General features: G+C 60.6%; 26 protein-coding genes. 10 read left to right on the top strand and 16 right to left on the bottom strand.

From position 1 onward, the window contains the following. Positions 1–168: 168 nt before the first annotated feature. The 3 genes from AAGQ88_RS05615 (at position 169) to cmoB (ending at position 2,380) form a co-directional block, all read left to right on the top strand. Positions 169–561, top strand: coding sequence for a protease inhibitor I42 family protein (locus tag AAGQ88_RS05615; RefSeq protein WP_342654661.1), 393 nt, complete (start codon positions 169–171; stop codon positions 559–561). Between the two features lie 119 nt (positions 562–680). Next, on the top strand, positions 681–1,424 hold the full coding sequence (gene cmoA / locus AAGQ88_RS05610) for a carboxy-S-adenosyl-L-methionine synthase CmoA (protein WP_093461363.1): 744 nt from the start codon (positions 681–683) through the stop codon (positions 1,422–1,424). After that, entirely contained in the window at positions 1,421–2,380 is a 960-nt protein-coding gene (gene cmoB, locus AAGQ88_RS05605; protein ID WP_342654660.1) for a tRNA 5-methoxyuridine(34)/uridine 5-oxyacetic acid(34) synthase CmoB, read from the top strand. Before cmoA ends, cmoB begins: the two co-directional genes overlap by 4 nt. A gap of 139 nt (positions 2,381–2,519) precedes the next feature. Here the strand turns inward: cmoB and pdxJ are convergent, their stop codons facing one another. The 11 genes from pdxJ to rpoE form a co-directional block, all read right to left on the bottom strand. Then, on the bottom strand, positions 2,520–3,263 hold the full coding sequence (gene pdxJ / locus AAGQ88_RS05600; protein WP_342654659.1) for a pyridoxine 5'-phosphate synthase: 744 nt from the start codon (positions 3,261–3,263) through the stop codon (positions 2,520–2,522). Positions 3,264–3,321: 58 nt separating this feature from the next. Continuing rightward, positions 3,322–4,011, bottom strand: coding sequence for a DNA repair protein RecO (gene recO, locus AAGQ88_RS05595; protein ID WP_285423218.1), 690 nt, complete (start codon positions 4,009–4,011; stop codon positions 3,322–3,324). 175 nt (positions 4,012–4,186) lie between these two features. After that, a complete protein-coding gene (gene era / locus AAGQ88_RS05590; RefSeq protein ID WP_093461375.1) occupies positions 4,187–5,089 on the bottom strand; it encodes a GTPase Era in 903 nt (300 codons plus the stop codon). After that, complete coding sequence (gene rnc / locus AAGQ88_RS05585; RefSeq protein WP_342654658.1) at positions 5,082–5,771, bottom strand: ribonuclease III; 690 nt, start codon at positions 5,769–5,771, stop codon at positions 5,082–5,084. The genes era and rnc overlap by 8 nt, the downstream gene beginning before the upstream one ends. Further along, a complete protein-coding gene (locus AAGQ88_RS05580; RefSeq protein WP_342654657.1) occupies positions 5,768–6,145 on the bottom strand; it encodes a DUF4845 domain-containing protein in 378 nt (125 codons plus the stop codon). The genes rnc and AAGQ88_RS05580 overlap by 4 nt, the downstream gene beginning before the upstream one ends. 103 nt (positions 6,146–6,248) lie before the next feature. Then, complete coding sequence (gene lepB, locus AAGQ88_RS05575) at positions 6,249–7,103, bottom strand: signal peptidase I (protein WP_093461386.1); 855 nt, start codon at positions 7,101–7,103, stop codon at positions 6,249–6,251. 9 nt (positions 7,104–7,112) lie between these two features. Continuing rightward, positions 7,113–8,909 (bottom strand): translation elongation factor 4, encoded by a 1,797-nt coding sequence (gene lepA / locus AAGQ88_RS05570; protein WP_093461389.1) that lies wholly within the window; start codon positions 8,907–8,909, stop codon positions 7,113–7,115. Positions 8,910–9,079: 170 nt separating this feature from the next. Next, positions 9,080–10,510 carry a DegQ family serine endoprotease gene (locus AAGQ88_RS05565; protein WP_342655746.1) on the bottom strand — a complete coding sequence of 477 codons (1,431 nt, stop codon included), beginning with the start codon at positions 10,508–10,510 and terminating at the stop codon, positions 9,080–9,082. 316 nt (positions 10,511–10,826) lie between these two features. Next, positions 10,827–11,792, bottom strand: coding sequence for a MucB/RseB C-terminal domain-containing protein (locus AAGQ88_RS05560; RefSeq protein WP_342654656.1), 966 nt, complete (start codon positions 11,790–11,792; stop codon positions 10,827–10,829). 8 nt (positions 11,793–11,800) lie between these two features. Continuing rightward, positions 11,801–12,391 carry an anti sigma-E factor RseA C-terminal domain-containing protein gene (locus AAGQ88_RS05555; protein WP_285423213.1) on the bottom strand — a complete coding sequence of 197 codons (591 nt, stop codon included), beginning with the start codon at positions 12,389–12,391 and terminating at the stop codon, positions 11,801–11,803. 33 nt (positions 12,392–12,424) lie between these two features. Continuing rightward, positions 12,425–13,006, bottom strand: a complete 582-nt coding sequence (gene rpoE, locus AAGQ88_RS05550; protein ID WP_037014368.1) for an RNA polymerase sigma factor RpoE — start codon at positions 13,004–13,006, stop codon at positions 12,425–12,427. A gap of 497 nt (positions 13,007–13,503) precedes the next feature. On the opposite strand from rpoE, the gene nadB reads away from it, so the two are divergent. Continuing rightward, on the top strand, positions 13,504–15,120 hold the full coding sequence (gene nadB / locus AAGQ88_RS05545; RefSeq protein WP_342654655.1) for an L-aspartate oxidase: 1,617 nt from the start codon (positions 13,504–13,506) through the stop codon (positions 15,118–15,120). Here nadB and AAGQ88_RS05540 read toward each other — a convergent pair. Beyond that, positions 15,089–15,556, bottom strand: coding sequence for a protein YgfX (locus AAGQ88_RS05540; RefSeq protein WP_342654654.1), 468 nt, complete (start codon positions 15,554–15,556; stop codon positions 15,089–15,091). The genes nadB and AAGQ88_RS05540 overlap by 32 nt on opposite strands. Next, positions 15,540–15,794 carry a succinate dehydrogenase assembly factor 2 gene (locus tag AAGQ88_RS05535; protein WP_093461407.1) on the bottom strand — a complete coding sequence of 85 codons (255 nt, stop codon included), beginning with the start codon at positions 15,792–15,794 and terminating at the stop codon, positions 15,540–15,542. Before AAGQ88_RS05535 ends, AAGQ88_RS05540 begins: the two co-directional genes overlap by 17 nt. Positions 15,795–15,937: 143 nt before the next feature. Between AAGQ88_RS05535 and AAGQ88_RS05530 the strand changes: the two genes are divergently transcribed. Then, positions 15,938–16,879, top strand: a complete 942-nt coding sequence (locus AAGQ88_RS05530; RefSeq protein ID WP_342654653.1) for a folate-binding protein — start codon at positions 15,938–15,940, stop codon at positions 16,877–16,879. A 100-nt stretch (positions 16,880–16,979) separates the two neighbouring features. After that, on the top strand, positions 16,980–17,801 hold the full coding sequence (locus AAGQ88_RS05525; protein WP_285423209.1) for an HDOD domain-containing protein: 822 nt from the start codon (positions 16,980–16,982) through the stop codon (positions 17,799–17,801). Positions 17,802–17,827: 26 nt separating this feature from the next. On the opposite strand, the gene AAGQ88_RS05520 is transcribed toward AAGQ88_RS05525, so the two are convergent. The 3 genes from AAGQ88_RS05520 to AAGQ88_RS05510 all read right to left on the bottom strand — a co-directional run bounded on the left by AAGQ88_RS05520 (position 17,828) and on the right by AAGQ88_RS05510 (position 20,280). Next, positions 17,828–19,243: a sensor histidine kinase gene (locus AAGQ88_RS05520; protein WP_285423208.1), complete on the bottom strand. Its 1,416-nt coding sequence runs from the start codon at positions 19,241–19,243 to the stop codon at positions 17,828–17,830. Beyond that, a complete protein-coding gene (locus AAGQ88_RS05515) occupies positions 19,236–19,907 on the bottom strand; it encodes a response regulator (RefSeq protein WP_093461419.1) in 672 nt (223 codons plus the stop codon). Before AAGQ88_RS05515 ends, AAGQ88_RS05520 begins: the two co-directional genes overlap by 8 nt. A 166-nt stretch (positions 19,908–20,073) precedes the next feature. Further along, positions 20,074–20,280 (bottom strand): hypothetical protein, encoded by a 207-nt coding sequence (locus AAGQ88_RS05510; RefSeq protein WP_342654652.1) that lies wholly within the window; start codon positions 20,278–20,280, stop codon positions 20,074–20,076. Between the two features lie 96 nt (positions 20,281–20,376). On the opposite strand from AAGQ88_RS05510, the gene AAGQ88_RS05505 reads away from it, so the two are divergent. The 4 genes from AAGQ88_RS05505 to AAGQ88_RS05490 all read left to right on the top strand — a co-directional run bounded on the left by AAGQ88_RS05505 (position 20,377) and on the right by AAGQ88_RS05490 (position 24,438). Beyond that, complete coding sequence (locus tag AAGQ88_RS05505) at positions 20,377–21,360, top strand: tripartite tricarboxylate transporter substrate binding protein (RefSeq protein WP_342654651.1); 984 nt, start codon at positions 20,377–20,379, stop codon at positions 21,358–21,360. 64 nt (positions 21,361–21,424) lie between these two features. Beyond that, on the top strand, positions 21,425–21,883 hold the full coding sequence (locus AAGQ88_RS05500) for a tripartite tricarboxylate transporter TctB family protein (protein WP_342654650.1): 459 nt from the start codon (positions 21,425–21,427) through the stop codon (positions 21,881–21,883). Between the two features lies 1 nt (position 21,884). Further along, positions 21,885–23,399, top strand: a complete 1,515-nt coding sequence (locus tag AAGQ88_RS05495; protein WP_285423205.1) for a tripartite tricarboxylate transporter permease — start codon at positions 21,885–21,887, stop codon at positions 23,397–23,399. Beyond that, entirely contained in the window at positions 23,392–24,438 is a 1,047-nt protein-coding gene (locus AAGQ88_RS05490) for an AbrB family transcriptional regulator (protein WP_342654649.1), read from the top strand. The genes AAGQ88_RS05495 and AAGQ88_RS05490 overlap by 8 nt, the downstream gene beginning before the upstream one ends. Positions 24,439–24,564 lie beyond the last annotated feature (126 nt).

The raw sequence follows: 24,564 nt of genomic DNA, 5'->3' as shown, positions 1-24,564 counted from the left end.
TCCTGCAGGCGTTGCAAGTTTTCCGTAGGACCGGCTTTAGCCGGGAAGGCGTCGGTTGTTACGCGTTGATCGAAGGCGGCGTTAAAGACAGTTGGCTCACTGCTGCAGGGTTTCTCTCCCGCATTCTTCGGTTATGCTCCCCTCACGTTGCCCACGACCGGAGCCCTCATGACCCCTGCACGACTGCTCGTCCCGCTCAGCCTTGCGCTGTTGGCCGCCTGTGCCCAGCAACCGAAACAGATCGTTTCCCTGGACGATCAGAAGGACTGCCCCATCACCCTGCGGACCGGTCAGACCCTGATGCTCATGCTGCCCAGCAACCCCACCACCGGGCACCGCTGGTTGATGCAGAATCCCGCGCCGTCGATCCTCAACGCCCTCGGCCCGGAAGTGTTCAACGCGCCGGAAGACGTCGGTCTGGTCGGCACCTCGGGCCAGTCCGTCTGGCGCTACAAAGCCGCGGCGGCAGGCAGCGGCCACCTGATGATGGTCTATCAGCAACCGTGGGCGCCGGAAGTCGCGCCTGAACGCACGTTCGATTGCGCGATCACTGTGCAGTAAACACGGCTGCGCTCACCCGCGGCACCTGCGAGCTCAAACGTCCGGATCAGATGAGGTTTCGGCATTGCCACACAATTGGCTAAAATGCCGCACTTTTCGCCTCGTCCCCCGGAACCGCCGTGAGCCAAGAACCCGACCGCCTATTCGCCCAGCCGCTGGCCCAGGTGCCCGACTTCGCTTTCAACGAAGACGTGGTGCGGGTATTTCCGGACATGATCAAACGGTCGGTGCCGGGTTACCCAACCATCGTCGAGAATCTTGGCGTGCTGGCGGCGCAGTTCGCGCAGCCGCACAGTGTGTTGTATGACCTGGGCAGCTCGCTCGGCGCCGTCACTCAGGCGCTGCGCCGACACGTGCGCACCGAGGACTGCCGGGTGATCGCGATCGACAACTCCTCGGCGATGGTCGAGCGCTGCCGCGAATACCTCAACGCGCAGGACTCAATGTTTCAGGAGCTGCTGCCGGTCGAGGTGATCGAAGGCGATATTCTGGCTCTCGAATTTCAGCCTGCTTCGGTCGTCGCGCTGAATTTCACGCTGCAATTCATTGCGCCCGATCAGCGTCTGGCGCTGCTCGGCCGGATTCGCCAGTCGCTGCTGCCCGGGGGAGCCTTGATCCTCTCGGAGAAGCTGCGCTTCGACGATGACGGCGAACAGGCCCTGCTCACTGAGCTGCACGTGGCGTTCAAACGCGCCAACGGCTACAGCGAGCTGGAGATCGCCCAGAAGCGCAGCGCCATCGAAAACGTGATGAAGCCCGACAGCCTCGAGCAACACCGCGAACGCCTCCTCGCGGCCGGTTTCAGTAAAGTCGTGCCCTGGTTCCAGTGCCTTAATTTTGCCTCGTTGATTGCCCTGCCATGATTGATCTTGCCCCACTGGTTCGCCGTCTGGCGGGCACACCTCTGTACACCTGGGCCCAAGGCCTGCAAGCGCAACTCGATGCGAAGCTTGAAAAAGGCCATGGCGACCTCGATCGCTGGCAGGGTGCGCTCAATGCGCTGCCTGATCTCACGCCAAGCCGCGTCGAGCTCAAGGACGACTTCATTCTCGACGCCGACTGCGATGACGCCACGCGCGAACAGACACGCGCCGCACTGATGGGCCTGTCGCCCTGGCGCAAGGGCCCGTTCGATGTGTTCGGCGTTCACGTCGACACCGAATGGCGTTCGGACTGGAAATGGTCGCGAGTCTCCCCGCATCTGGATTTGAAGGGCAAACGCGTACTGGATGTCGGCTGCGGTAATGGCTACTACCAGTGGCGCATGCTGGGCGCCGGTGCCGACAGCGTCATCGGCGTGGACCCGAACTGGCTGTTCTTCTGCCAGTTCCAGGCGATGCAGCGCTATCTGCCGGACCTGCCGGCCTGGCACCTGCCTTTCACGCTCGAAGATTTGCCTGCGCGACTGGAGGGTTTCGATACCGTTTTTTCGATGGGTGTTCTGTACCACCGCAAATCGCCGATCGATCACTTGCTGGCACTGAAGGACTGCCTGGTCAAAGGCGGCGAACTGGTCCTGGAAACCATGGTGGTGGAAGGCGACGCGCAGCAGGTGCTGGTGCCGGAAGACCGTTACTCACAGATGCGCAACGTCTGGTTTCTGCCCTCCGTACCGGCCCTGGAACTGTGGTTGCGCCGCGCCGGGTTCGTGGACGTGCGCTGTGTCGACGTCAGCACCACGACGATCGAGGAACAGCGCAGCACCGAATGGATGCGTTACCAGTCGCTGAGCGACTTCCTCGATCCGGCCGACCACAGTAAAACCGTAGAAGGACTGCCCGCGCCACGGCGTGCGGTGATCGTCGGTCGCAAAGCCTGATCACAAAACAGCGGTCATGACCCACCGCGCCCCCCTGCAGGAGTGAGCTTGCTCGCGATCCGCAGTGAGCCAGCCATGCGATTGTCTTATGACACCCCGCAATCGCGAGCAAGCTCACGCCTACAAGGTGCCCACAGGTTCAGCCCTTGGCCGCCGCCAGAATCAACGCCTTCATCTCCGACACCGCCGACTTGAAGCCGACGAACAGGGCATGCGCCACCAGCGCATGACCGATGTTCAGCTCGTTGATCCCCTTGATCGCGGCCACGGCTTCGACGTTGTGGTAATGCAGACCATGACCGGCGTTGACGATCAGGCCCTGGTCCAGCCCGAAGGCGACGCCATCGGCAATCCGCTTGAGTTCCAGCGCCACTTCGGTCGGGGTTTCGGCATCGGCGTAGCGACCGGTGTGCAGCTCGATGGCCGGTGCGCCAACTCGCGCCGACGCTTCGATCTGGCGCTCATCGGCGTCGATGAACAGTGACACTTCGCTGCCGATGGCCGAAAGCCGCTCAACCGCTGCCTTGATCCGCGCTTCCTGCCCCGCTACGTCGAGACCACCTTCGGTGGTCAATTCCTGCCGCGTTTCCGGCACCAGACAGATATGCGCCGGGCGAATACGCTCGGCGAACGCCATCATCTCTTCGGTAACGCCCATTTCGAAATTCATGCGAGTCTGCAGCACGTCCTTGAGCAACAGCACATCGCGCTCCTGAATGTGGCGACGGTCCTCGCGCAAGTGAACAGTGATGCCATCGGCACCGGCTTCTTCAGCGTCCAGCGCGGCCTTTACCGGGTCGGGATAGCGAGTGCCACGGGCCTGACGCAGGGTAGCAACGTGGTCGATGTTGACGCCGAGCAGAATTCGGGTGCTGTGGGTCACGGGTCTCTCCTGAAACTTGATCTGAACAGGCGACTGACGCCTGCGACGGTCTTATCGATTAAGGCTTGCGGAACAATTCACGGCTGACCAGCGGGCGCCCTCCCAGATGGACCGCCAGGGCCTGACGCATCAAGCGTTTGGCTGCCGAAAGCGCGCCGGGTGCGGTCCAGTCGGCTTCTGACATCGCCAGCAGCTCGGCGCCCTGAAACAGCCCCGGCTGAAAGAGATACACCCGCTCCAGCCCAGCGTCTACCTGCAACCGGTACATGCCGTCGCCAGACAACGGGTCGCCGTTCACGTCCGCATCGAGGGCGAAACCGTAACCCAGGTCGTCCAGCAGACGCCACTCGAACGAGCGCAACAAGGGTTCCAGCGCGCGCCCTTCGGCGAGCGCCAACAGCGTTGCGGCGTAATGGTCGAAAACACCAGGATGCGGGTCTTCGGCGGGAAGCAGACGGATCAACAGCTCATTGAGATAAAGGCCGCTGAACAACGCCTCGCCTTCGAGCCAGGCGGCGATGCCCGCGCTTTCCATCCGGCCGACGTTCTTCAGCTCGCCCTTGCCCCGAAATTCGACTTCAAGCGGCACGAACGGCCGCGCCAGAGAGCCAGCCTTGCCACGGGCACTGCGCAACACGGCGCGCAGACGTCCCTGCGGGGTCAGGAAATCGACCAGCGCACTGTTTTCGCGGTACGCCCGGCTGTGCAGAACGTAGGCAAGCTGGCCGACGGGAGGCGTTTGCGACATTGCGATCTCAATGAAAGAACGGGTCTTACAGGCAATCCGGAAAACAGTGTGGGAGAAACCACTGTGGGAGCGAGCTTGCTGGCGAAAGCGGCGTATCAATCAACATCAATGCTGAGTGCTACACCTCATTCGCGAGCAAGCTCGCTCCCACAGTCGGCCGGCGTACAGCCTGATTTTACAGGTCGCCGTAACCCAACGAACGCAGCGCGCGCTCGTCGTCAGACCAACCACCCTTGACCTTCACCCACAGGTTGAGCATGACCTTGGAGTCGAACAGCACTTCCATGTCACGGCGCGCATCGGAGCCGATGCGCTTGATGCGCTCGCCCTTGTCGCCAATGATGATTTTCTTCTGCCCGTCACGTTCGACGAGGATCAGCGCATGGATGTGCAGCGTCTTGCCCTGCTGTTTGAACTCTTCGATCTCGACCGTGATCTGGTACGGAAGCTCAGCACCCAGCTGACGCATGATCTTCTCGCGCACCAGCTCGGCAGCGAGGAAACGGCTGCTGCGGTCGGTGATCTGATCTTCCGGGAAGAAGTGATCGTTTTCGGGCAACTGCTCGGCGATGACCTTTTCCAGCGCCTCAAGGTTGTGTCCCTGTTGGGCGGAAACCGGGATGATCTGCGCGTTCGGCAGTTGTTCCTGCAGCCACGACAGGTGCGGCATCAGTTCGGACTTGTCCTCGATGCGGTCGGTCTTGTTCAGTGCCACGATCAGCGGACCGGTGACGTACTGCACGCGCTCCAGCACCATCTGGTCTTCTTCGGTCCACTTGGTGCGATCGACCACGAAGATCACCACGTCAACGTCTTTCAACGCTGCCGAGGCAGTCTTGTTCATGTAGCGGTTGAGCGCTTTGTCGCTGCCCTTGTGCATGCCCGGCGTGTCGACGTAGATCGCCTGCACGTCGCCTTCGGTCTTGATGCCCAGCATGTTGTGACGCGTGGTCTGGGGCTTGCGCGATGTGATCGCCAGTTTCTGCCCGAGGATGTGGTTCAACAGCGTCGACTTGCCCACGTTTGGCCGGCCGACGATGGCGACATAGCCACAGCGTGTTGCAGTTGAATCAGTCATTGCCATTCTCCACACCGAGGGCGATAAGGGCTGCGGCCGCTGCTACCTGTTCGGCAATGCGACGGCTGACGCCCTGTCCCCGGCTTTTTTCGTTCAAGAGGGTGATTTCGCATTCGACGAAAAACGTTCGGCAATGCGGCTCGCCCTGAATGTCCACCACTTCGTAACGCGGTAATTCACAGGCGCGCGACTGCAGGAATTCCTGCAGACGGGTCTTCGGGTCCTTGTTAGTGTCTACCAGCGTCAGGCTGTCGAACTCGCTTGCCAGCCAGGACAGCACGCGATCACGGGCGGTTTCCATGCCGGAATCGAGGTAGATCGCCCCGATCAAGGCTTCCAGCGCATCGGCCAGAATCGACTCGCGACGAAAACCACCGCTTTTCAGCTCACCCGAACCCAGACGAAGGTATTCGCCCAGATCGAAACCGCGAGCCAGCAGCGCCAGGGTCTCGCCTTTCACCAGACGGGCGCGCAGTCGCGACAATTGACCTTCGCGCGCCTGCGGAAAACGCTCGAACAGCGCTTCGCCGGCGACGAAGTTCAGAATGGCATCACCCAGGAATTCCAGACGCTCATTATTGCGGCCGGCAAAACTGCGGTGGGTCAGGGCCAGAACCATCAGTTCCTGGTCTTTGAAGGTATAGCCGAGCTGACGCTCCAGGCGACTCAATGACACGCTCACGGTTTACCCACGCTGAATTCGTGGTCGAACGTGACCACCAGATCGATGTTCTGGATCAGTGGCTCACGCTGTTCGTATTTCAAATGGGCGAGGAACCTGTTGTTCTCCGTCGTCACACTTAACGCCTTCTTCAAATCCACATCCCGAATATTGTTGACCTGCATGCCCTTGGCGACATAACTGTAGAAATCGTCGCTGTCACTGATATCGCCGCCCCGGTCGGTGCCCGCGGCCTCGATGATTTTCTTCAACGACAGATTATCCAGATAATGCGGCACCAGTTTGGCTGCGGTACTCCCGACAAACGCCAGAACTGCCAGCAATACCAGCCAGCCAACGAATGACAAACCTTTTTGCGATCTGGCAGAACTCATGTTTGCCCTCAAGAATAGTCCTTCCCTGCTGCCTGCACGTTCAGCTACGCAACATAGCCCGCCGAAATGACATACGGCGCTGCATCTGGCAGCGCCGCATCGGTTATTTGATCAGGCCAACCCGCGAGAAATTAGGCAGGTGGCTGAGCTTCGGCTCGGGCCAGCTCATCCAGACCGCGAAGGCCTTGCCGACGATATTCCGGTCCGGAACCATGCCCAGCTCGTCTTTGGGAATGTTGGGATCATCCCAGTAGCGGCTGTCGTTGGAGTTGTCGCGATTGTCGCCCATCATGAAGTAGTGACCGGCCGGAACCGTCCATTCGTGATCGGGTGGCGCGCGATAGCGGCTCATTTCCTGACGAATCTGGTGCTCAACCTCGCCCAGCTTCTCGTTGTACAGCTCGGCGCTGCCCAGCGTTCCAGGCTCCGAGCCGATCAACTGCTTGGCGACCAACTGGCCGTTGATGAACAACTGCTTGTCATTGGTGTAGCGAATGACATCGCCCGGCAGACCGACCACGCGCTTGATGTAATTGACGTTCGGATCGCTTGGGTAGCGGAACACCATCACGTCGCCGCGCTGCGGATCGCCGACGGGAATGACCTTCAGGTCGATCACCGGCAGACGAATGCCGTAGGAAAACTTGTTGACTAGGATGAAATCACCCACGTCCAGCGTCGGCTTCATCGATCCCGAAGGAATCTGGAACGGCTCGACCAGAAACGAGCGCAGGACCAGCACGATGAACAACACGGGAAAGAACGACTTGCCGTATTCCACCAGCAGAGGTTCCTTGTTCAACTGCTCCACGACGGCGACGTCCGGCTGGCTGACGCTGCCTTCGTAATTCGCTATCGCGGTGCGGCGACGGGGCGCCAATATGATCAGATCGAACAAGGCCAGCAAACCGCAGACAAACACGGCGACGACCAGCAACAGCGGGAAATTTAGTGACATAGGGCCTGACTATTCCAACCTGAGCACTGCAAGGAAAGCTTCTTGTGGAATCTCCACGTTGCCGACCTGCTTCATGCGTTTCTTACCGGCCTTCTGCTTTTCAAGCAGCTTGCGCTTACGGCTCACGTCGCCACCGTAACATTTGGCCAGTACGTTCTTTCTGAGGGCCTTGACGGTTGTACGCGCGATAATCTGGCCACCGATGGCAGCCTGAATAGCCACGTCGAACATCTGACGAGGAATCAGTTCTTTCATCTTTTCGGTCAACGCCCGGCCTTTATAGGCCGCGTTGTCACGGTGCACGATCAGCGCAAGCGCATCGACCTTGTCACCGTTGATCAGTACATCGAGCTTGACCAGGTTTGCCGACTGGTAACGATCGAAATGATAGTCCAGCGACGCATAACCGCGACTGGTGGACTTCAGACGGTCGAAGAAGTCCAGCACCACTTCGTTCATCGGCAGGTCGTAAGTCACTTGAACCTGGGTGCCAAGGAACAGCATGTCGTGCTGAATGCCGCGTTTCTCGATGCACAGCGTAATGACGTTGCCCAGATGCTCTTGAGGCACAAGGATGTTGGCGCGCACGATAGGTTCGCGCATGTCCTCGATCGTCGAGAGATCCGGCAGCTTCGACGGGTTGTCGACGTAAATGGTTTCGCCGGTCTTGAGCAACAGCTCGAAAATGACCGTAGGCGCGGTGGTGATCAGGTCAAGGTCGTACTCGCGCTCGAGACGTTCCTGGATGATCTCCATGTGCAGCATGCCCAGGAAGCCGCAACGGAAGCCGAAGCCCAGTGCGTCGGAGCTCTCAGGCAGGTATTGCAGCGACGAGTCGTTCAGCGTCAACTTCTGCAGTGCATCGCGGAAGTCTTCGAAATCGTCGGAGCTGACCGGGAACAGACCGGCATAGACCTGCGGTTGAATGCGTTTGAAACCTGGCAGCACTTCAACGTCTGGCGTCGAGCTGAGGGTCAGGGTGTCACCGACCGGCGCACCGTGAATGTCCTTGATGCCGGCGATGATGAAGCCCACTTCGCCCGCTTTCAGGTCAGCAGTCGCGGTGTGTTTAGGGTTGAATACGCCGACGCTGTCCACTAGATGAATCTTGCCGGTGGACTTGACGAGAATCTTGTCGCCCTTCTTGACGCGGCCATGACGCACGCGCACCAGGGAGACGACGCCCAGATAATTGTCGAACCAGGAGTCGATGATCAGTGCCTGAAGGGGATCTTCGATGTTACCGGTCGGCGCCGGAATGGTCTGAACCAGTCGCTCCAGGACCTCATCCACGCCCATGCCGCTCTTGGCGCTGCAGGCCACGGCGTCGGTGGCGTCGATACCGATGATCTTCTCGATCTCTTCCTTCACACGGTCCGGATCGGCCTGCGGAAGGTCCATCTTGTTCAGGACCGGCATGACCTCCAGGCCCTGCTCGATGGCGGTGTAGCAGTTGGCGACGGACTGCGCTTCGACGCCCTGACCGGCATCGACCACCAGCAGCGCACCTTCGCACGCGGCCAGCGAGCGGCTGACTTCATAGGTGAAGTCGACGTGGCCGGGCGTATCGATGAAGTTCAGCTGGTAAGTGATGCCGTCCTTCGCCTTGTAATAAAGGGTGACGCTGTGGGCCTTGATCGTGATACCGCGCTCACGCTCCAGGTCCATGGAGTCAAGCACCTGCGCTTCCATTTCGCGCTCGGTCAGGCCGCCGCACATTTGAATGAAACGGTCAGCCAGCGTCGACTTGCCATGGTCAATGTGGGCGATGATGGAGAAATTGCGGATATGACTCAAATCACTCACGGATCAACACTCGAAAAAGGTTGCAGGCAGACTGCCCGCCGAAAAATAGCCGGGAATTGTACCTGAAGGAAGCCTGAGGCGTCACGCTCACACGCGAAGCCGGACGGCCACAAGCCCTCCGCGCACAAAAAAAGGAGCGGTCCGACCGCTCCTTTTTCTATTTCCGACGCTTATTCGGCCAGTTTGAACGTGATGAATGTCGCACGTCCCTGACGCAGGACCCGCATCGACACCGAACGGTTCTTCGGCAGGCCTTTGGCGACCTCAGTGAACTGCCGGGCCGAGGTGATCGGCTGATTGTTCAGATGCGTGATCACGTCACCGGTCTGCAGACCGATCAGCGAAGCCGGGCCATCCTGTACGTCCTTGATGATGACGCCGCCCTTGAGGTCAAGCGACTTCAGCTGCTCGGCGGTCAGATCCGTCACCGAAACGCCCAGCCGATTGCTGTTGCGCTCGACGCCGGCATCGGCTGCGCCCATTTCTTCACCTTCAGCTGGCAATGCGCCAACGGTCACGGTCAGTTTCTGACGCTTGCCGTCGCGGATCACTTCCAGCTCGGCTTTGCTGCCGTCTTTCAGGTTGCCGATCAGGTGTGGCAGGTCAGCGGACATGATGATCGGCGTGCCATTGGCGCTCAGGATCACATCACCCACTTGCAGGCCGCCCTTCGCTGCCGGGCCGTCCTCGAGTACCTGTGCGACCAGCGCTCCGGCAGGCTTGTCCAGACCGAACGACTCAGCCAGATCCTTGTTCACTTCCTGAATGACTACACCGAGCCAGCCGCGGTTGACCTTGCCGTTAGCCTTGAGCTGGTTGGCCACGTCCATGGCCACGTCGATCGGGATTGCGAACGACAGCCCCATGAAACCACCGGAACGGGTGAAAATCTGCGAGTTGATGCCCACGACTTCGCCAGCCATGTTGAACAGCGGACCACCGGAGTTACCTGGGTTGATCGCCACGTCGGTCTGGATGAACGGCACATAGGTGTCATTCGGCAGGCTGCGCCCCTTGGCGCTGACAATGCCTTTGGTCACCGAATGGTCAAAGCCGAATGGCGAGCCAATGGCCAGTACCCACTCACCCACTTTCAGCTTGTCTGAATTGCCCAGCTTCACGGTGGGCAAGTCTTTACCATCGATCTTGAGAACCGCGACGTCGGTGCGCGGATCGGTGCCGATCAGCTTGGCCTTCATCTCGCTGCGATCAGAGAGGCGCACGAGAATCTCATCAGCGCCGTCGATCACATGGTTATTGGTGAGGATGAAACCGTCTGCGGAGATGATGAAACCGGAACCTAGCGACTGCGCTTCACGCTGACGGTCGCCTTTGCCCGCTCCCGGCGGACGCGAACCTGGCGGCATGCTCCGCTCCAGAAATTCGCGAAGCATCGGCGGCAGCCCTTCAAGGTCGGGCGCCTGCCCCTGCGCCACCGAGCGATCCGGCAGCTTCTGGCGGGTACTGATGTTGACGACGGCAGGTGAGGCCTGCTCCACCAGAGAGGTGAAGTCTGGCAACGCTTCTGCCTGCGCGGTTAAGACCTGGCCAAGCATGACCACTGCGGCCATCCAGGACAGATAGGATTTCAAACGTGGTATCGACATACGGCTCCCGTTCACAACGAGCATGGTTAAGCGGTACGAACCAATCGGTTCGAGGAGCATCTACGCGCTGCGGTGATCCGCAGCGCATTCTCAATGCCTGTTTCAGCGCTCAGCGGATTCACTGGGGCTGAAACGACAAAGGCCAGAGCTGCGAAGCTGTGACCTATAGAAAAAAAAGAGTGGGTTTGCAACCTGCAAAGCTCACCAAACATTTCAGTGTCTCGTCCAAAGCCCGAAATTGCCGGGCTGGCAGCCTGAAACGCCCAATATGAAACCTTTTTCACACTGGGCATTCACCGGTATTGTCAGGTTACTTCTTGCTCGTGGCAGCGGCGTCGTTACGCATGGACAACGCGATGCGCTCCGCTGTCCCGATCGGTATTTCGCCGACCACGGTCACCATCGCATCGCCCTTGGGCGTGGTCAGTCGGCGAGAAACGGCAACGGTCGGACCCAGCTGAGTGCGAATATCCGTCACGGCAGCACCACTGACCGGCTCGATAAACACCGAAAACCGCGCCAGCCCGTCGTCGTACATCAAGCTGGTGACAAGATTCTTGGACTGAGGATCTTTGCGCGCGGCAGCACTGCTGAGCGCAAATCCTGGCGGAAGCCAGTCAGATCGCCACGCTACCTGAGTCTTCTGCGCATCAGCGGCCTTCGCCTTCACCGCATCCACCGGCTTGCAGTCACCGCTTGGCTGCAGCGCCTGGTCGTTCGGCAGTTCTTTGGTGTCCAGCTCAGTGAACTGGAAGCGCTCGAGCAACTGGCCCTTTTCGCTCAACAGCAGCGATTTGAGCGGCAGGCCGGTTTCACTGTCCAGATGCAGCTCGATTCCGTAGCGATGCTGGTCACGCGGCGTCAATGTCACGACAACGGCTGGACGGCCCGCCACACGCGAATTTCCCGCCACTTTCATGTCGTACCACGAAGACAGCTTCGCGGCATCGAATGCGTGGGCAGGAGAATCGGGGATATTGGAGACGCCCGCCTCAAGCGTACCGCTTACGCATTGGGTCACCCCGTCGACGCGCAGTACTTCTTGTGCGGAACCATCAAGCTGGAGAAGGTGCTCACGAACCTTGCCGTCGGCAACCCGGTGCCAAATTCGGTGAGTGGAAAAGCTTCCATTACGCTCGTAAACGAAGGTGCCTTGAAAGCTTTGCTGCTGTTCTGCCTGCGCAAGACGCTTGAGTTGGTCTTGCGCATCATCGGCATGAACTGGAAGGACCAGCCATCCACCAAGCAGAAGCGGCACTAGAGGGATGGCGCGCATGATCCTCCTTAACGGTTTTCCAGGCTGGCGGCGCGTGCGTATGGCAGAGCGCTTTCGGTGCCTTTCAACGCGGCTTGCTGAGCATGCTGACGCAGGTAACCTGGCAGACGCTGGTCATGCCAGCCAGCCTGATTCTGCAACACGCCGCTGGCCATTGGACCAGGAGCTTGCTCGCCTTCAGTGTAGCCGGCCAGTACTGCAGGGCCCTTCACTTGAGGCATGGCGATGTTGGCAGGCTGAGCCGATTGCTGGGCCAGTTGAGCGCCAGCGATTTCATCCTGGTTGTACAGACGGACACCTGCCAGAACAGCCACGGTGACGGAAGCAGCCACTGCCAGACGACCCAAGGTACGCCACGGACCACGACCGGCCTTCAGCGGGCTGACTTCATCGGCGATCGCGGCAGAAACAGCAGCCGAGATGTCCAGATGAGGCATCAGCAGTTCTTTATGCATTGCTGCGCGAGCAATTTGATAACGCGACCATGTGGCACGTGTATCCGCATCGTCGATTGCATTGAGCACCCGACGTAATTCCAATTCGTCCGCTTCGTTATCCATCACCGCGGACAGCGATTCCTGCAGGGCTTCACGACTCATGGCGGTTCCTCTCATATGGCTATCGCCGCTGTCTCAGGTTTCCTGCAACAAAGGCTGCAGGGCTTTATCAATGGCTTCCCGAGCGCGGAAAATGCGAGAGCGCACGGTACCAACCGGGCATTGCATGACACTGGCAATGTCCTCGTAACTCAGACCGTCGAACTCACGCAAAGTTAGAGCTGTACGCAAATCTTCTGGCAGTAACTGGATGGTCCGATGGACGGTGCCTTCGATCTCATCCCTTAACAATGCACGCTCCGGCGACTCGATGTCCTTGAGGCCATGATCGCCGTCGTAGAACTCCGCGTCTTCAGATCTGACATCGCTGTCCGGCGGTCGCCGACCTCGCGACACCAGATAGTTTTTCGCCGTGTTGATGGCGATGCGGTACAGCCACGTATAAAACGCACTGTCGCCGCGGAAGTTCCCAAGCGCGCGGTAAGCCTTGATAAAAGCCTCTTGCGCAACATCCTGGGCTTCATGGGTGTCGTGGACGAATCGCACGATCAACCCAAGAATCTTGTGCTGATATTTCACCACTAGCAGATCAAAGGCTCGCTTGTCGCCACGCTGTACGCGTTCGACCAGTTGCTGATCCTCTTCCTGGGTTAGCATGAACACTCCTCATAGAGCTTAAAGGAGCATTGCATCGGCTCTTTCGCAGGCTTGCAAACATAGACTCGGGCTTTTAGCAAAAGTTCTCCCCCCTTCAAGCAAGTTTCCGGCGAGCGTCGGTAGCCCGCACGAAAAACGCAGCTCGAACCAGGTCGGCTGCGTGAATAATCTTGTCGTCGAAAGCGCTTGCGCTGGTCCGTGAAACGGCCATTGCAGAACGCCGACGCTGTCCCTTTATCGGCAACCCTCTATTGAACGTGGGGCTTTATGAAAAGTTCCCACATTTCGCATTAGAGCGTAAGACACACACCTGCCCGTATGTAGGATCCATTCCCGCCCAAAAACCCGGGACCGGGATCGACTGCCAAACGGTATGCACGATGTCGCGGAGTGGCGCACAATTCGCCTCCGCCGTGATTCACAATTGCCATAAATCACGGCCATTGTGCCGTTCCCACCCTTCATATACTAGTGGCCATTAGAAGCCGGAATAAGACATGAGTCAGCATTTTCAGCACGACGTATTGGTGATCGGCTCCGGGGCAGCAGGCTTGAGTCTGGCGCTGACATTGCCCGCACACCTGCGCATCGCCGTATTGAGCAAGGGCGACCTGGCCAACGGCTCGACGTTCTGGGCTCAGGGCGGCGTTGCGGCCGTTCTGGACAACGCCGATACAGTCCAGTCCCACGTCGAAGACACCCTGAATGCGGGTGGTGGATTATGCAATGAAGAGGCCGTGCGCTTTACCGTGCAGCACAGTCGGGAAGCCATTCAGTGGCTCATCGACTTGGGCGTGCCGTTTACCCGGGACGATCAGTCGTCGGTGGAAGATGGCGGCTTCGAATTTCATCTGACCCGCGAAGGCGGCCACAGTCATCGTCGTATCATCCATGCCGCCGATGCGACGGGAGCGGCCATCTTCCGCACGCTGCTGGCGCAGGCCAAGGCGCGTCCGAACATCGAGCTGCTGGAACAACGCGTCGCCGTTGACCTCATTACCGAGCGACGGCTGGGGCTGGAGGGTAAGCGCTGCCTGGGTGCCTACGTGCTGGATCGCGCCACGGGCGAGGTGGACACGCATGGCGCCCGGTTCACCGTTCTGGCTTCCGGGGGCGCAGCGAAGGTCTACCTTTACACCAGTAACCCGGACGGTGCCTGCGGTGACGGCATTGCCATGGCGTGGCGGTCGGGGTGCCGGGTCGGCAATCTGGAATTCAATCAGTTTCACCCCACCTGCCTTTATCACCCGCAAGCCAAGAGCTTCCTTATTACCGAGGCGCTGCGCGGCGAAGGTGCTTACCTGAAGTTGCCTGACGGCGAACGCTTCATGCAGCGTTTCGATCCTCGCGCCGAACTGGCGCCGCGAGACATCGTTGCCCGGGCCATCGACCATGAGATGAAGCGCCTGGGGGCGGACTGTGTCTATCTGGACATCAGCCACAAGCCCGAAGCGTTCATCAAAAGCCACTTCCCGACCGTCTATGAGCGCTGTCTGGAGTTCAATATCGACATCACCCGCCAGCCCATTCCCGTGGTGCCGGCCGCCCATTACACCTGCGGCGGGGTGATGGTGAACGAGCAAGGGCGAACGGATGTGCCGGGGCTGTACGCAATCGGCGAAACCAGTTTCACGGGCCTGCATGGCGCCAACCGCATGGCCAGTAATTCGTTGCTGGAATGCTTTGTGTACGCACGATCGGCGGCCAACGACATCGTCGGACAATTGACCGAGGTCAGTCAGCCACAGGACTTGCCGGCATGGGACTCGAGCCAGGTCACGGATTCGGACGAAGATGTGATCATCGCGCACAACTGGGATGAATTGCGGCGATTCATGTGGGACTACGTCGGCATCGTGCGCACCAGCAAGCGCTTGCAGCGCGCGCAACACAGGGTGCGGCTGTTGCTGGACGAGATCGACGAGTTTTACAGCAATTACAAGGTCAGCCGTGATTTGATCGAGCTGCGCAATCTGGCCCAGGTCGCGGAGCTGATGATCGCCTCGGCCATGGCCCGCAAGGAAAGCCGAGGGCTGCATTACACGCTGGACTATCCGGATATGTTGCCGGAGGCGCTCGACACTATTCTGGTGCCGCCCACCTACGCCGACTGAACTTCAAGCGCAGACGCAAGCGTCGGTGGCTGTCCGGCGCCATTGCGTCGGCAGGAATGCAAAGGCTGCGAACCCGCAACTGTCGCAACCAGGAGCCGGAACGCAGCCGGAATCGCAAGATGACGAGCTGCGGCAGCGCAACGCTGTCGGGACGAAGCTGCGCAGGCTCCCATCCGCCCTCCTCGCTCCAGAGATGCCAGCCCGAGGTATCGCGGCGCAGGCCCGTAAACGCCCGGGCGCCGTTCTTTGCGGTCAATGCGCGCAGGGTGCACGCGCCGTGCAGCAGGCACAGCATCACGCCGACCGATCCGGCCCAGAGGGGAATATTCAGTTGAGAGAGTGACACGAGCGCCAGGACCTGCGCGCCGAGGTACGCCGTCAGCAATGCCCGAGAGGCCTGCCAACGGCATTCGAAACGATCACTTCGGCTGGACACGGTCCAGAATCATGCGGACCATGCGCTGCAGCTCCGGATCTTCCGATTCGCCACGCTGCATGAACCAGCCGAACATGTCCTGATCTTCACAGGTCAGCAGGCGACGGTAGAGTTCGCGATCGACATCATTGAGCGATGGATAGACTTCTCTGACAAACGGCACCAGCAACACATCCAGCTCGAGCATGCCGCGGCGGCTGTGCCAAAAGAGGCGATTGAGTTCAACATCTTCGACCATGGGGCGCTCCTCGAATTTGCCGGCGAGTATACAGGGGCAGCGTCGCGGGGCGTACCCGCACTTAGTCGCAGCTTTTTGCATATACCCATAAACGAAACACGGCACTATGATGGTGCCCCAGACTTTTACCCCTGCGATGACTCATGGCCGATTCAGCTTTTTTCTGCCCCTTGTCCCATGAAGGTGTGCTTGCCGTTCGCGGCGTGGACGCCAGCAAATTCCTGCAAGGCCAACTGACCTGCAACATGGATTACCTGAGCGAGGCGAAAGCCACGCTGGGCGCGCGTTGCACGCAGAAAGGCCGCATGCAGTCCAGCTTCCGCATTCTGCTGGAAGGCGACGGTGTTGTGCTGGCGATGGCCAGCGAACTGGTCGAACCACAGCTGCTGGATCTGAAGAAATACGCCGTGTTTTCCAAGTCGAAGCTGACTGATCAAAGTACATCGTGGGTGCGTTTCGGCCTGGACGGCGGCGACGGCGCGCTGGTGAGCCTCGGGCTCGATCTGCCCCAGGACACCGATTCGGTCGTGCGCGCGAACGATCTGATCGCCATCCGCGTCTCGCCTTCGCGCGCAGAATTGTGGGCAAAAGCCGATCAGGCCGATGAGCTGCACAATCGTCTCGCCGCGCAAATGACGCAAGGCACCCTGAACAACTGGCTGCTCGGCCAGATCCGCGCCGGGATCGGTCAGGTGTTCGGGCAAACCCGCGAAGAATTCATCCCGCAGATGATCAACCTGCAAGCGGTGGGCGGCGTCAGTTTCCGAAAAGGCTGCTACACCGGGCAGGAAATCGTTGCGCGGATGCAGTATCTGGGCAAACTCAAACGCCGCCTGTATCGCCTGTCGCTGTCTGGCGAAGACGTACCGGCGCCGGGCGTCGAATTGTTTTCCCCGGTTCATGCTAGTTCGGTGGGTAACGTCGTCGTGGCTGCGCGCGCCTCTGGGGGCGTTGAATTGCTGGCGGTGTTGCAGGCCGATGCGGTGGAAAACGGTGATATCCGCCTGGGCTCGTCCGATGGCGCCGCGTTGCAATTGGGCGAATTGCCATACACTCTCGACGCCAAGCTTGAAACGCAGCGTTGAACCTTGATACAGACACCGTTTCAGCTGTCAGCGTAGTCGCCCGCGCCTGTGCCAGTGGATGGCCAGGCGCCGGCCGGAAGGCAATGTCCAGAGACCCGATATGAGTAGCATGGCTGACGAGGTGCAGAGGAACCTGATCAAGGCGATCGACAAAGACGCCCTGTTCCTGCCGACGCTCCCTGAAGTGGCAATGAGAATTCGCCTGGCGGCGGAAGATTCGGAAATTTCCATCATTGCCCTGAGCAAGGTCATCGGCAGCGACACCGCGCTGTCCGCGCGCCTGATCAAAGTCGTCAACAGCCCGCTGCTGCGGCCGAATTTCGAGGTCAGCGACGTGCTGACAGCGGTTCGGCGGCTGGGCGTCAATTACAGTTGCAACCTGGCGATCGGGCTGGTGGTGGAGCAGATGTTCCATGCCAAATCCGAGGTGGTCGAAACCAAGATGCGCGACATCTGGAAGCTCAGCCTGCAGGTGGCGGGCGTGAGCAACCTGCTGAGCCACCGCCGGGCGCATCTGAAAGCCGACAAAGCCACACTTGCCGGGCTGATCCACCTCATCGGCGTGCTGCCGATCCTCACGTATGCAGAAGATAACTTCGAACTGCTCGCAGACCCGATCAGCCTGAATCATGTCATCGAGCGGATTCACCCGATCATCGGCGAGCGGCTGCTGCGCTCCTGGGACTTCCCCGAAGCACTGGCGATCGTGCCGCGCCAGTTCCAGAATTTCAGCCGGGTGTCGCAACAGGCCGATTACGTGGATCTGGTGCAAGTGGCGACGGTTCACGTTCATGAAGCCACCGGCAGGCCGTACCCGCACCTGGACGTCCAGGCGATTCCGGCGGTCGCTCAACTGGGCCTGAACATGGCGGAAGGCGCCCTCATCGGCGAGATGAACGAGGCAATGACGCTGCTGTACTGAGTCGGCCTTTCGCGCGGTACGCGCCGCTACCGTCCTTCCGTTTCCACCGCCGCAAACGTCACCCGGACTTTCAGACCGCGCTGAGCACCGTCGTGCAGCGTGATGCGCGCCAGATGCGCCCGGCATATTTCACCCACGATCGCCAGACCGAGCCCGGAACCGGTGCCTTGCTGATGGCGCCGGTAAAAGCGCTCGAACACGCGGTCGCGCTCGTGCAGCGGAATGCCGGAGCCGTCATCCTCGACTTCAAGAACGCACGGCGCGTGTACGCGCAACACGACGTTTCCGCCCGGCGGCGTGTGCGCCAGGGCGTTGTCCACCAGATTGCTCAGCAGCTCGTTAAGCAACGTCGGCTCGCCGCGCACCCAGATCGGCGCATCGGCCTCCAGCGCCAGGGCGACGCCGCGCGCGTGTGCCAGCGGCGCCATCGCCATGCCCAGTTCGCGCGCCAACTGGCTGAGATCGAGCAACTGTGCGCCGCCTTCGGCAACCGCCCGCGCGCCGTTTTCGATGCGCGCAAGGGACAGCAACTGGTTGGCCAGATGCGTCAACTTGTCGGTGCCGAGGGCCGTGCTTTCCAGCGTGGCGCGCCAGGCATCCGGCTCCTGATCGCGCAGCCCCAGTTCGACCCGGGCCTTGAGCGCAGCCAGTGGCGTGCGCAGTTCATGGGCGGCATCGGCGATGAACTGCGCCTGACGCTCGAACTGCATGCGCAGGCGTTCGGTGAAGTGATTGAGCGAGCTGACCAAGGGCCGCAGTTCGTGCTGCACCTCAACCATGGGCAGCGCGCGCAGGTCGTCCGGCTGACGCTCCTCGACCGCCGTGCGCAAGCGCTCCAGCGGACGCAGCGCGGCGCTCACGGTAAACCACACCAGCAACAAAGCGCCGCTGCCGAGCATGCCAAGGCGCAACAGCGTATCGGCCATCAGGCTGCGGGCCATGGCCACGCGCTGCTCTTCGGTTTCGGCCACGCGGATTTCGGCGATACCGTTCATGTTCGGTTCGCTCACCGCTTTGAGCAGGCTCACGACGCGCACGTCCTGGCCCTGATATCGACCGCTGTAGAACTTCGCCAGCGCGGGATAGGCGTCGGTTCGAGGCGTGCCGGGCGGCGGCGCAGGCAAATCTTCGTAGCCGGAAATCAGCTTCTGGTGGATGTCGTTGACCTGATAGTAGATGCGCCCGGCGCTGTCGTAAGCGAAGGTGTCGAGGGCCACGTATGGGACGTCGGCGCTGAGGGTGCCGTCGTGCGCTGACAAACCGGCGGCGATGGTTCTGGCCGAAGCCAGCAAGGTGCGATCGTAGGCGGTGTCAGCCGCTTCGCGGCCGTTCCAGTAAGCGCTCATGCCGCTGGCGATCATCAGCACGACCAACAACAGGCCAAGGTTCCACAGCAGGCGCCAGCGCAGGCTGTTTTCCGCGGAGGGAAACGGATTAAGCATCCCGGCTTTCCAGCAAGTAACCCAGCCCACGAAAGGTGACGATGGCGATGGGCTGGCCATCGAGCTTCTTGCGCAGGCGATGCACATAGATCTCGATGGCATCGGCGCTCGCCTCTTCGTCGAGACCGAACACCTGCGCCGCCAGTTGCTCCTTGCTCATCACCCGTCCAGGTCGGGCGATCAGGGCTTCGAGCACCGATTGCTCACGGGAGGTCAGGGTCAGCATCTCATCGCCAAGGGTGAACCGCCGCGTGTCCAGGTCATAGACCAGTACGCCACAGCGCTGCTGACGCTCGCCCCCCAGCACGCTGCGCCTGAGCAGCGCCTTGACCCGCGCTTCCAGTTCCGTGAGTTCGAAGGGCTTGGCCAGGTAGTCATCCGCGCCGAGGTTCAAGCCGTGAACGCGATCTTTGACGTCGCTGCGCGCCGTGAGCATCAGCACCGGGATGTTTTTGCCGCGAGCCCGCAAGCGCGCCAGCACCTCGAAACCGTCCATGCGCGGCAGCCCGACATCGAGGATCGCGACCGCGTACTCTTCGCTGCCCAACGCCAGATCGGCTGCAACGCCATCGTGCAGAACGTCCACGGTGAGTCCGCTGCCCTTGAGCGCCAGCGCGACGCTTTCAGCCAGTTGCAGATGGTCTTCGACGAGCAGGACACGCATCGACTTCTCCCGAATCAGGCGTTGTTTGGGGGCGGAGTTTACAGGCGCGCTGGCGTCTGTGAAGACCCGACCTGCCTCGAACCCGGCCAGCCCCGCTCAGTGCACGTCTGGCGAAAGCTTCATGAAAGGTAGTTGAAAGGTTGATGAAAGCTTCGCTGATTAGGATTCAGTCACGACTTGTTACGCCTGCGGCCAGCGCCGCCTGCGCAACGCCTCTGAGTCGTGACGAAAAACGCCTCGACGCGTTTTCAACAATAAAAACAATATCGGAGTCATCGGTGATGCAATCACTGCAATCCTCGGCCACCGTGCCGCCTGAATCCCGTTCTGTTTTCTGTTCGCCACGCAGCCTTGCCGCGCGGTGCTTCGTCACGTCCCTGACATGGGTCCTATACGCGCAGCCAGCGTGCGAACGCGCCTGACCGATTACCTGACCGTCCAAAAACAACAACTCCTCTGGAGACAGACCATGACCCTATCGATGCGTCGTATCAGCGTTGCTGCCAGCTGCATGCTGCTTGCCACCCAGTTATGGGCGGCCAGTGAGCCCAAGCGTCCCGAATGCATTGCCCCGGCCTCGCCCGGCGGCGGCTTTGACCTGACCTGCAAACTGGTGCAAAGCGCGCTGGTGAACGAGAAAATCCTGACCAAACCCATGCGCGTCACCTACATGCCCGGCGGCGTTGGCGCGGTGGCCTACAACGCGGTGGTCGCCCAGCGGCCGGCAGATGCGGGCACTCTGGTCGCATGGTCCAGTGGCTCGTTGCTCAACCTGGCACAGGGCAAGTTCGGGCGCTTCGATGAAAACGCCGTGCGCTGGCTGGCGGCCGTTGGCACCAGTTATGGCGCCATCGCGGTGAAAGCCGACTCACCGTACAAGAACCTCGACGATCTGGTTAAAGCGCTGAAGGCCGACCCGAGCAAAGTGGTCATCGGTTCCGGCGGCACTGTGGGCAGTCAGGACTGGATGCAGACGGCGCTGATCGCCAAGGCCGCCGGCATCAACCCGCGTGACCTGCGTTATGTGGCCCTCGAAGGCGGCGGCGAAATCGCCACGGCATTGCTCGGCGGCCATATTCAAGTGGGTTCCACTGACATCTCCGACTCCATGCCACACATCCTCAGCGGCGACATGCGCCTGCTGGCTGTCTTCTCCGAGCAGCGCCTGGACGAGCCGGAAATGAAGAACATCCCGACCGCCAAGGAACAGGGCTACGACATCGTCTGGCCGGTGGTGCGCGGGTTCTACCTCGGGCCGAAGGTCACCGACGAAGAATACAACTGGTGGAAAGACTCGTTCGACAAGCTGCTGGCCTCCGAGGATTTCGCCAAGCTGCGCGACCAGCGTGAACTGTTCCCCTTCGCCATGACCGGCGAGGAACTGGACAAGTACGTCAAGAAGCAAGTCGCGCAATACAAGACGCTGGCCAAGGAATTCGGCCTGATTCAGTGATTGAGCCCAATTGACTGACGACGGTCACGCCGCCTGCGCGGTGGCGTGACCCAGGAGCTTTCCCATGGTCTTGCAACGCATTTTCGCCCTGGTGCTGCTGTTGGCCTGCATTGGCCTGGCACTCATGGCCTGGCCTTATCAGGCCCCGTTTTCCTATGAGCCCGTCGGTCCGCGTGCGTTTCCGCTGCTGATGCTGGGGCTGATGGGCATTTCCCTGCTCTACATGCTGATTCGCCCGACGCCGATCAAGCATTCCGAGGACGAGCCGCCGCTGGACCGTCCGACCCTGATCAAAATCGGGATCTGCACCCTTTTGCTGCTGATCTTCGCCGGGCTGTTCGAACCATTGGGCTTCCTGCTCAGCAGCATGCTGATCGGCATTCCGATGGCGCGCCTGTATGGCGGTCGCTGGCTGCCCAGTATCGTCATCATCACGTTGATGAGCATCGCACTGTACGTGCTGTTCGACAAAGTGATGGATGTGCCACTGCCCTTGGGCCTGCTCGACGTTCTGGAGAACTGATATGGACACTCTCGGCTATCTGGGCCAGGGCTTCGGCGTCGCGCTGACCCCATACAACCTGGTTACAGCGCTTTCCGGCACCCTGATCGGCACCATCGTCGGCCTGTTGCCGGGGCTGGGACCGATCAATGGCGTCGCCCTGTTGATCCCCATCGCTTTCGCACTGGGCCTGCCACCGGAGTCGGCGCTGATTCTGTTGGCGGCGGTTTATCTGGGCTGTGAGTATGGCGGGCGCATCAGCTCGATCCTGCTGAACATTCCAGGCGAGGCATCCACCGTCATGACCGCGCTCGATGGCTACCCGATGGCGCGCCAAGGGCTGGCGGGTGTGGCGCTGTCGTTGTCGGCGTGGAGTTCGTTCATCGGCGCACTGATCGCCACCTGCGGCATGGTCATGTTCGCCCCGTTATTGGCCAAATGGGCGATTGCCTTCGGGCCGGCTGAGTATTTCGTGCTGATGGTGTTCGCCATCGTCTGCCTGGGCGGCATGGCCGGCGATCGTCCGCTCAAGACTTTCGTCGCGGCGTTGATCGGGTTGTTTCTGTCGAGTATCGGCATCGATGCCAACAGCGGCGTGTACCGGTTCACCGGAGACAACATTCACCTGGCGGACGGCATTCAGTTCGTGGTGCTGGTGCTGGGCCTGTTCTCGATCAGTGAAATCCTGCTGTTGCTGGAGAAGACCCATCGCGGTCAGGAAGCCGTCAAGGCGACGGGCCGCATGATGTTCAACTTCAAGGAAGCCAGCTCGGTGTTCGCCGTGAACATCCGCTGCGGCCTGATGGGCTTCATCATGGGCGTACTGCCAGGGGCCGGTGCCACGCTTGCCAGCGCCGTGACCTACATGACCGAGAAACGCATCGCGGGTGCCAGCGGCAAATTCGGACAGGGCGACATGCGCGGTCTGGCAGCGCCCGAAACCGCGATCGGCGCAACCGCCTGCGGTGCGCTGGTGCCGATGCTGACACTGGGCGTTCCAGGTTCAGGCACCACTGCGGTCATGATCGGCGCGCTGTCGCTGTACAACATCACCCCAGGACCGCTGCTGTTCCAACAGCAACCGGACATCGTCTGGGGCCTGATCGCCTCGCTGTTCGTCGCCAACATCATGCTGGTGATCCTGAACATTCCAATGATCCGCATCTTTACCCGCATCCTCGCCGTGCCTAACTGGGCGCTGGTGCCGGTGATCGCGATCATCACGGGTATCGGTGTCTATGCGGTGCACGCCACCACGTTCGACCTGTTCCTGATGGTGGGCATCGGCATCTTCGGTTACATCCTGCGCAAGCTGGACTTCCCGCTGTCGCCGATTCTGCTGGGCTTCATTCTGGGCGGCCTGATGGAGCAGAACCTGCGTCGCGCGTTGTCGATTTCCAATGGCTCGATGGACATCCTTTGGTCCAGCCCGATCACCTTGGGCGTCTGGGTGGTCACCGCGTTCATGCTGGTGCTGCCGCTGATCCGTATCTGGCGTAAACGCGCCGTGCAGCGTCGCGCGCTGGCCGATGTCTGACCGGCCATTCAAGACATGGTGGGGAACACCGCTGGTCGGCCTGCTGGGGGGATACCTCGCCAGTCAGGTCGGCTGGCCTTTGCCATGGATGGTCGGCTCGTTGCTGGCGATCATTCTGGTTCGCTGCCTGACGCCATGGCAGCTGGCTGAAATCCCCGGCGGCCGCAAATGCGGCCAATGGGTGGTCGGCATCGGGATCGGCCTGCATTTCACGCCGGTGGTCATCGAACAGGTGGTTTCTCACTTCGGCCTGATTTTCATCGGCGCGCTGGTGACCAGCGTGTCCAGCGTCGTTGGCGTGTGGCTCATGCTGCGCACCGGCGAAGACCGCGCGACTGCTTTCTTTTCCAGCATGCCCGGTGGTTCGGGCGAAATGGTCAACCTTGGCGCGCGCAATGGCGCGATCCTCAGCAACGTCGCCGCCGGCCAGAGCCTTCGGGTGCTGGCGGTGGTGCTGTGCGTTCCGGCGATCTTCAAATACCTGATGGGTAACGGCGGCCCGCCCTCACACGCGAACGTGGTGGATGGGTGGTGGCTGCTGATTCTGTTTCCACTGGGCGCATGGGTGGCCTGGCTCTGGCAACGATTGAAGCAGCCCAATCCGTGGCTGTTCGGGCCGTTGCTGGTGAGCGCGGTGATCAGCGTCAGCTTTGACCTGCACATCGGGCTGCCCAACGGCGGCAGTCAGATGGGTCAATGGCTGATCGGCAGCGGCCTGGGTTGTCATTTCAATCGAGCGTTTTTCCGCCGTGCGCCCTCGTTCATCGGGCGTACGCTGATTGGCACGGCGCTGACGATGAGCATCGCCGCACTGTGCGCACTGGCGCTGAGCACGATGACTCACTTGGACCTGCGCTCCCTCACCCTGGGCATGATGCCCGGCGGCATTGCAGAAATGAGCCTCACCGCTGAGGTGCTGCAACTGTCAGTGCCACTGGTGACGGCGATGCAGGTGATGAGGCTTTTGTTCGTGTTATTTCTGGCGGAGCCACTGTTTCGCTACTGGGATCGCAAAGCCTGCGCCGACCCAAAACCGTAGGTGTGCGGCTGTTGTCACGATCGGGCAGAGCCGATCCTACGAAACGTTGCAGCACCTGCCTGACCGGCTTCACCCGGGAAGAGGCCGGCATGCTGTAGATACCTGCGCAGCAGAATTCAGCCCTGT

The sequence above is a fragment of the Pseudomonas sp. F3-2 genome (genome assembly GCF_038804275.1).
Taxonomy (GTDB): Bacteria; Pseudomonadota; Gammaproteobacteria; order Pseudomonadales; family Pseudomonadaceae; genus Aquipseudomonas.
The sequence above is the reverse complement of the archived record's forward strand: the minus strand, read 5'-3'. Positions and strand labels throughout refer to the sequence as shown.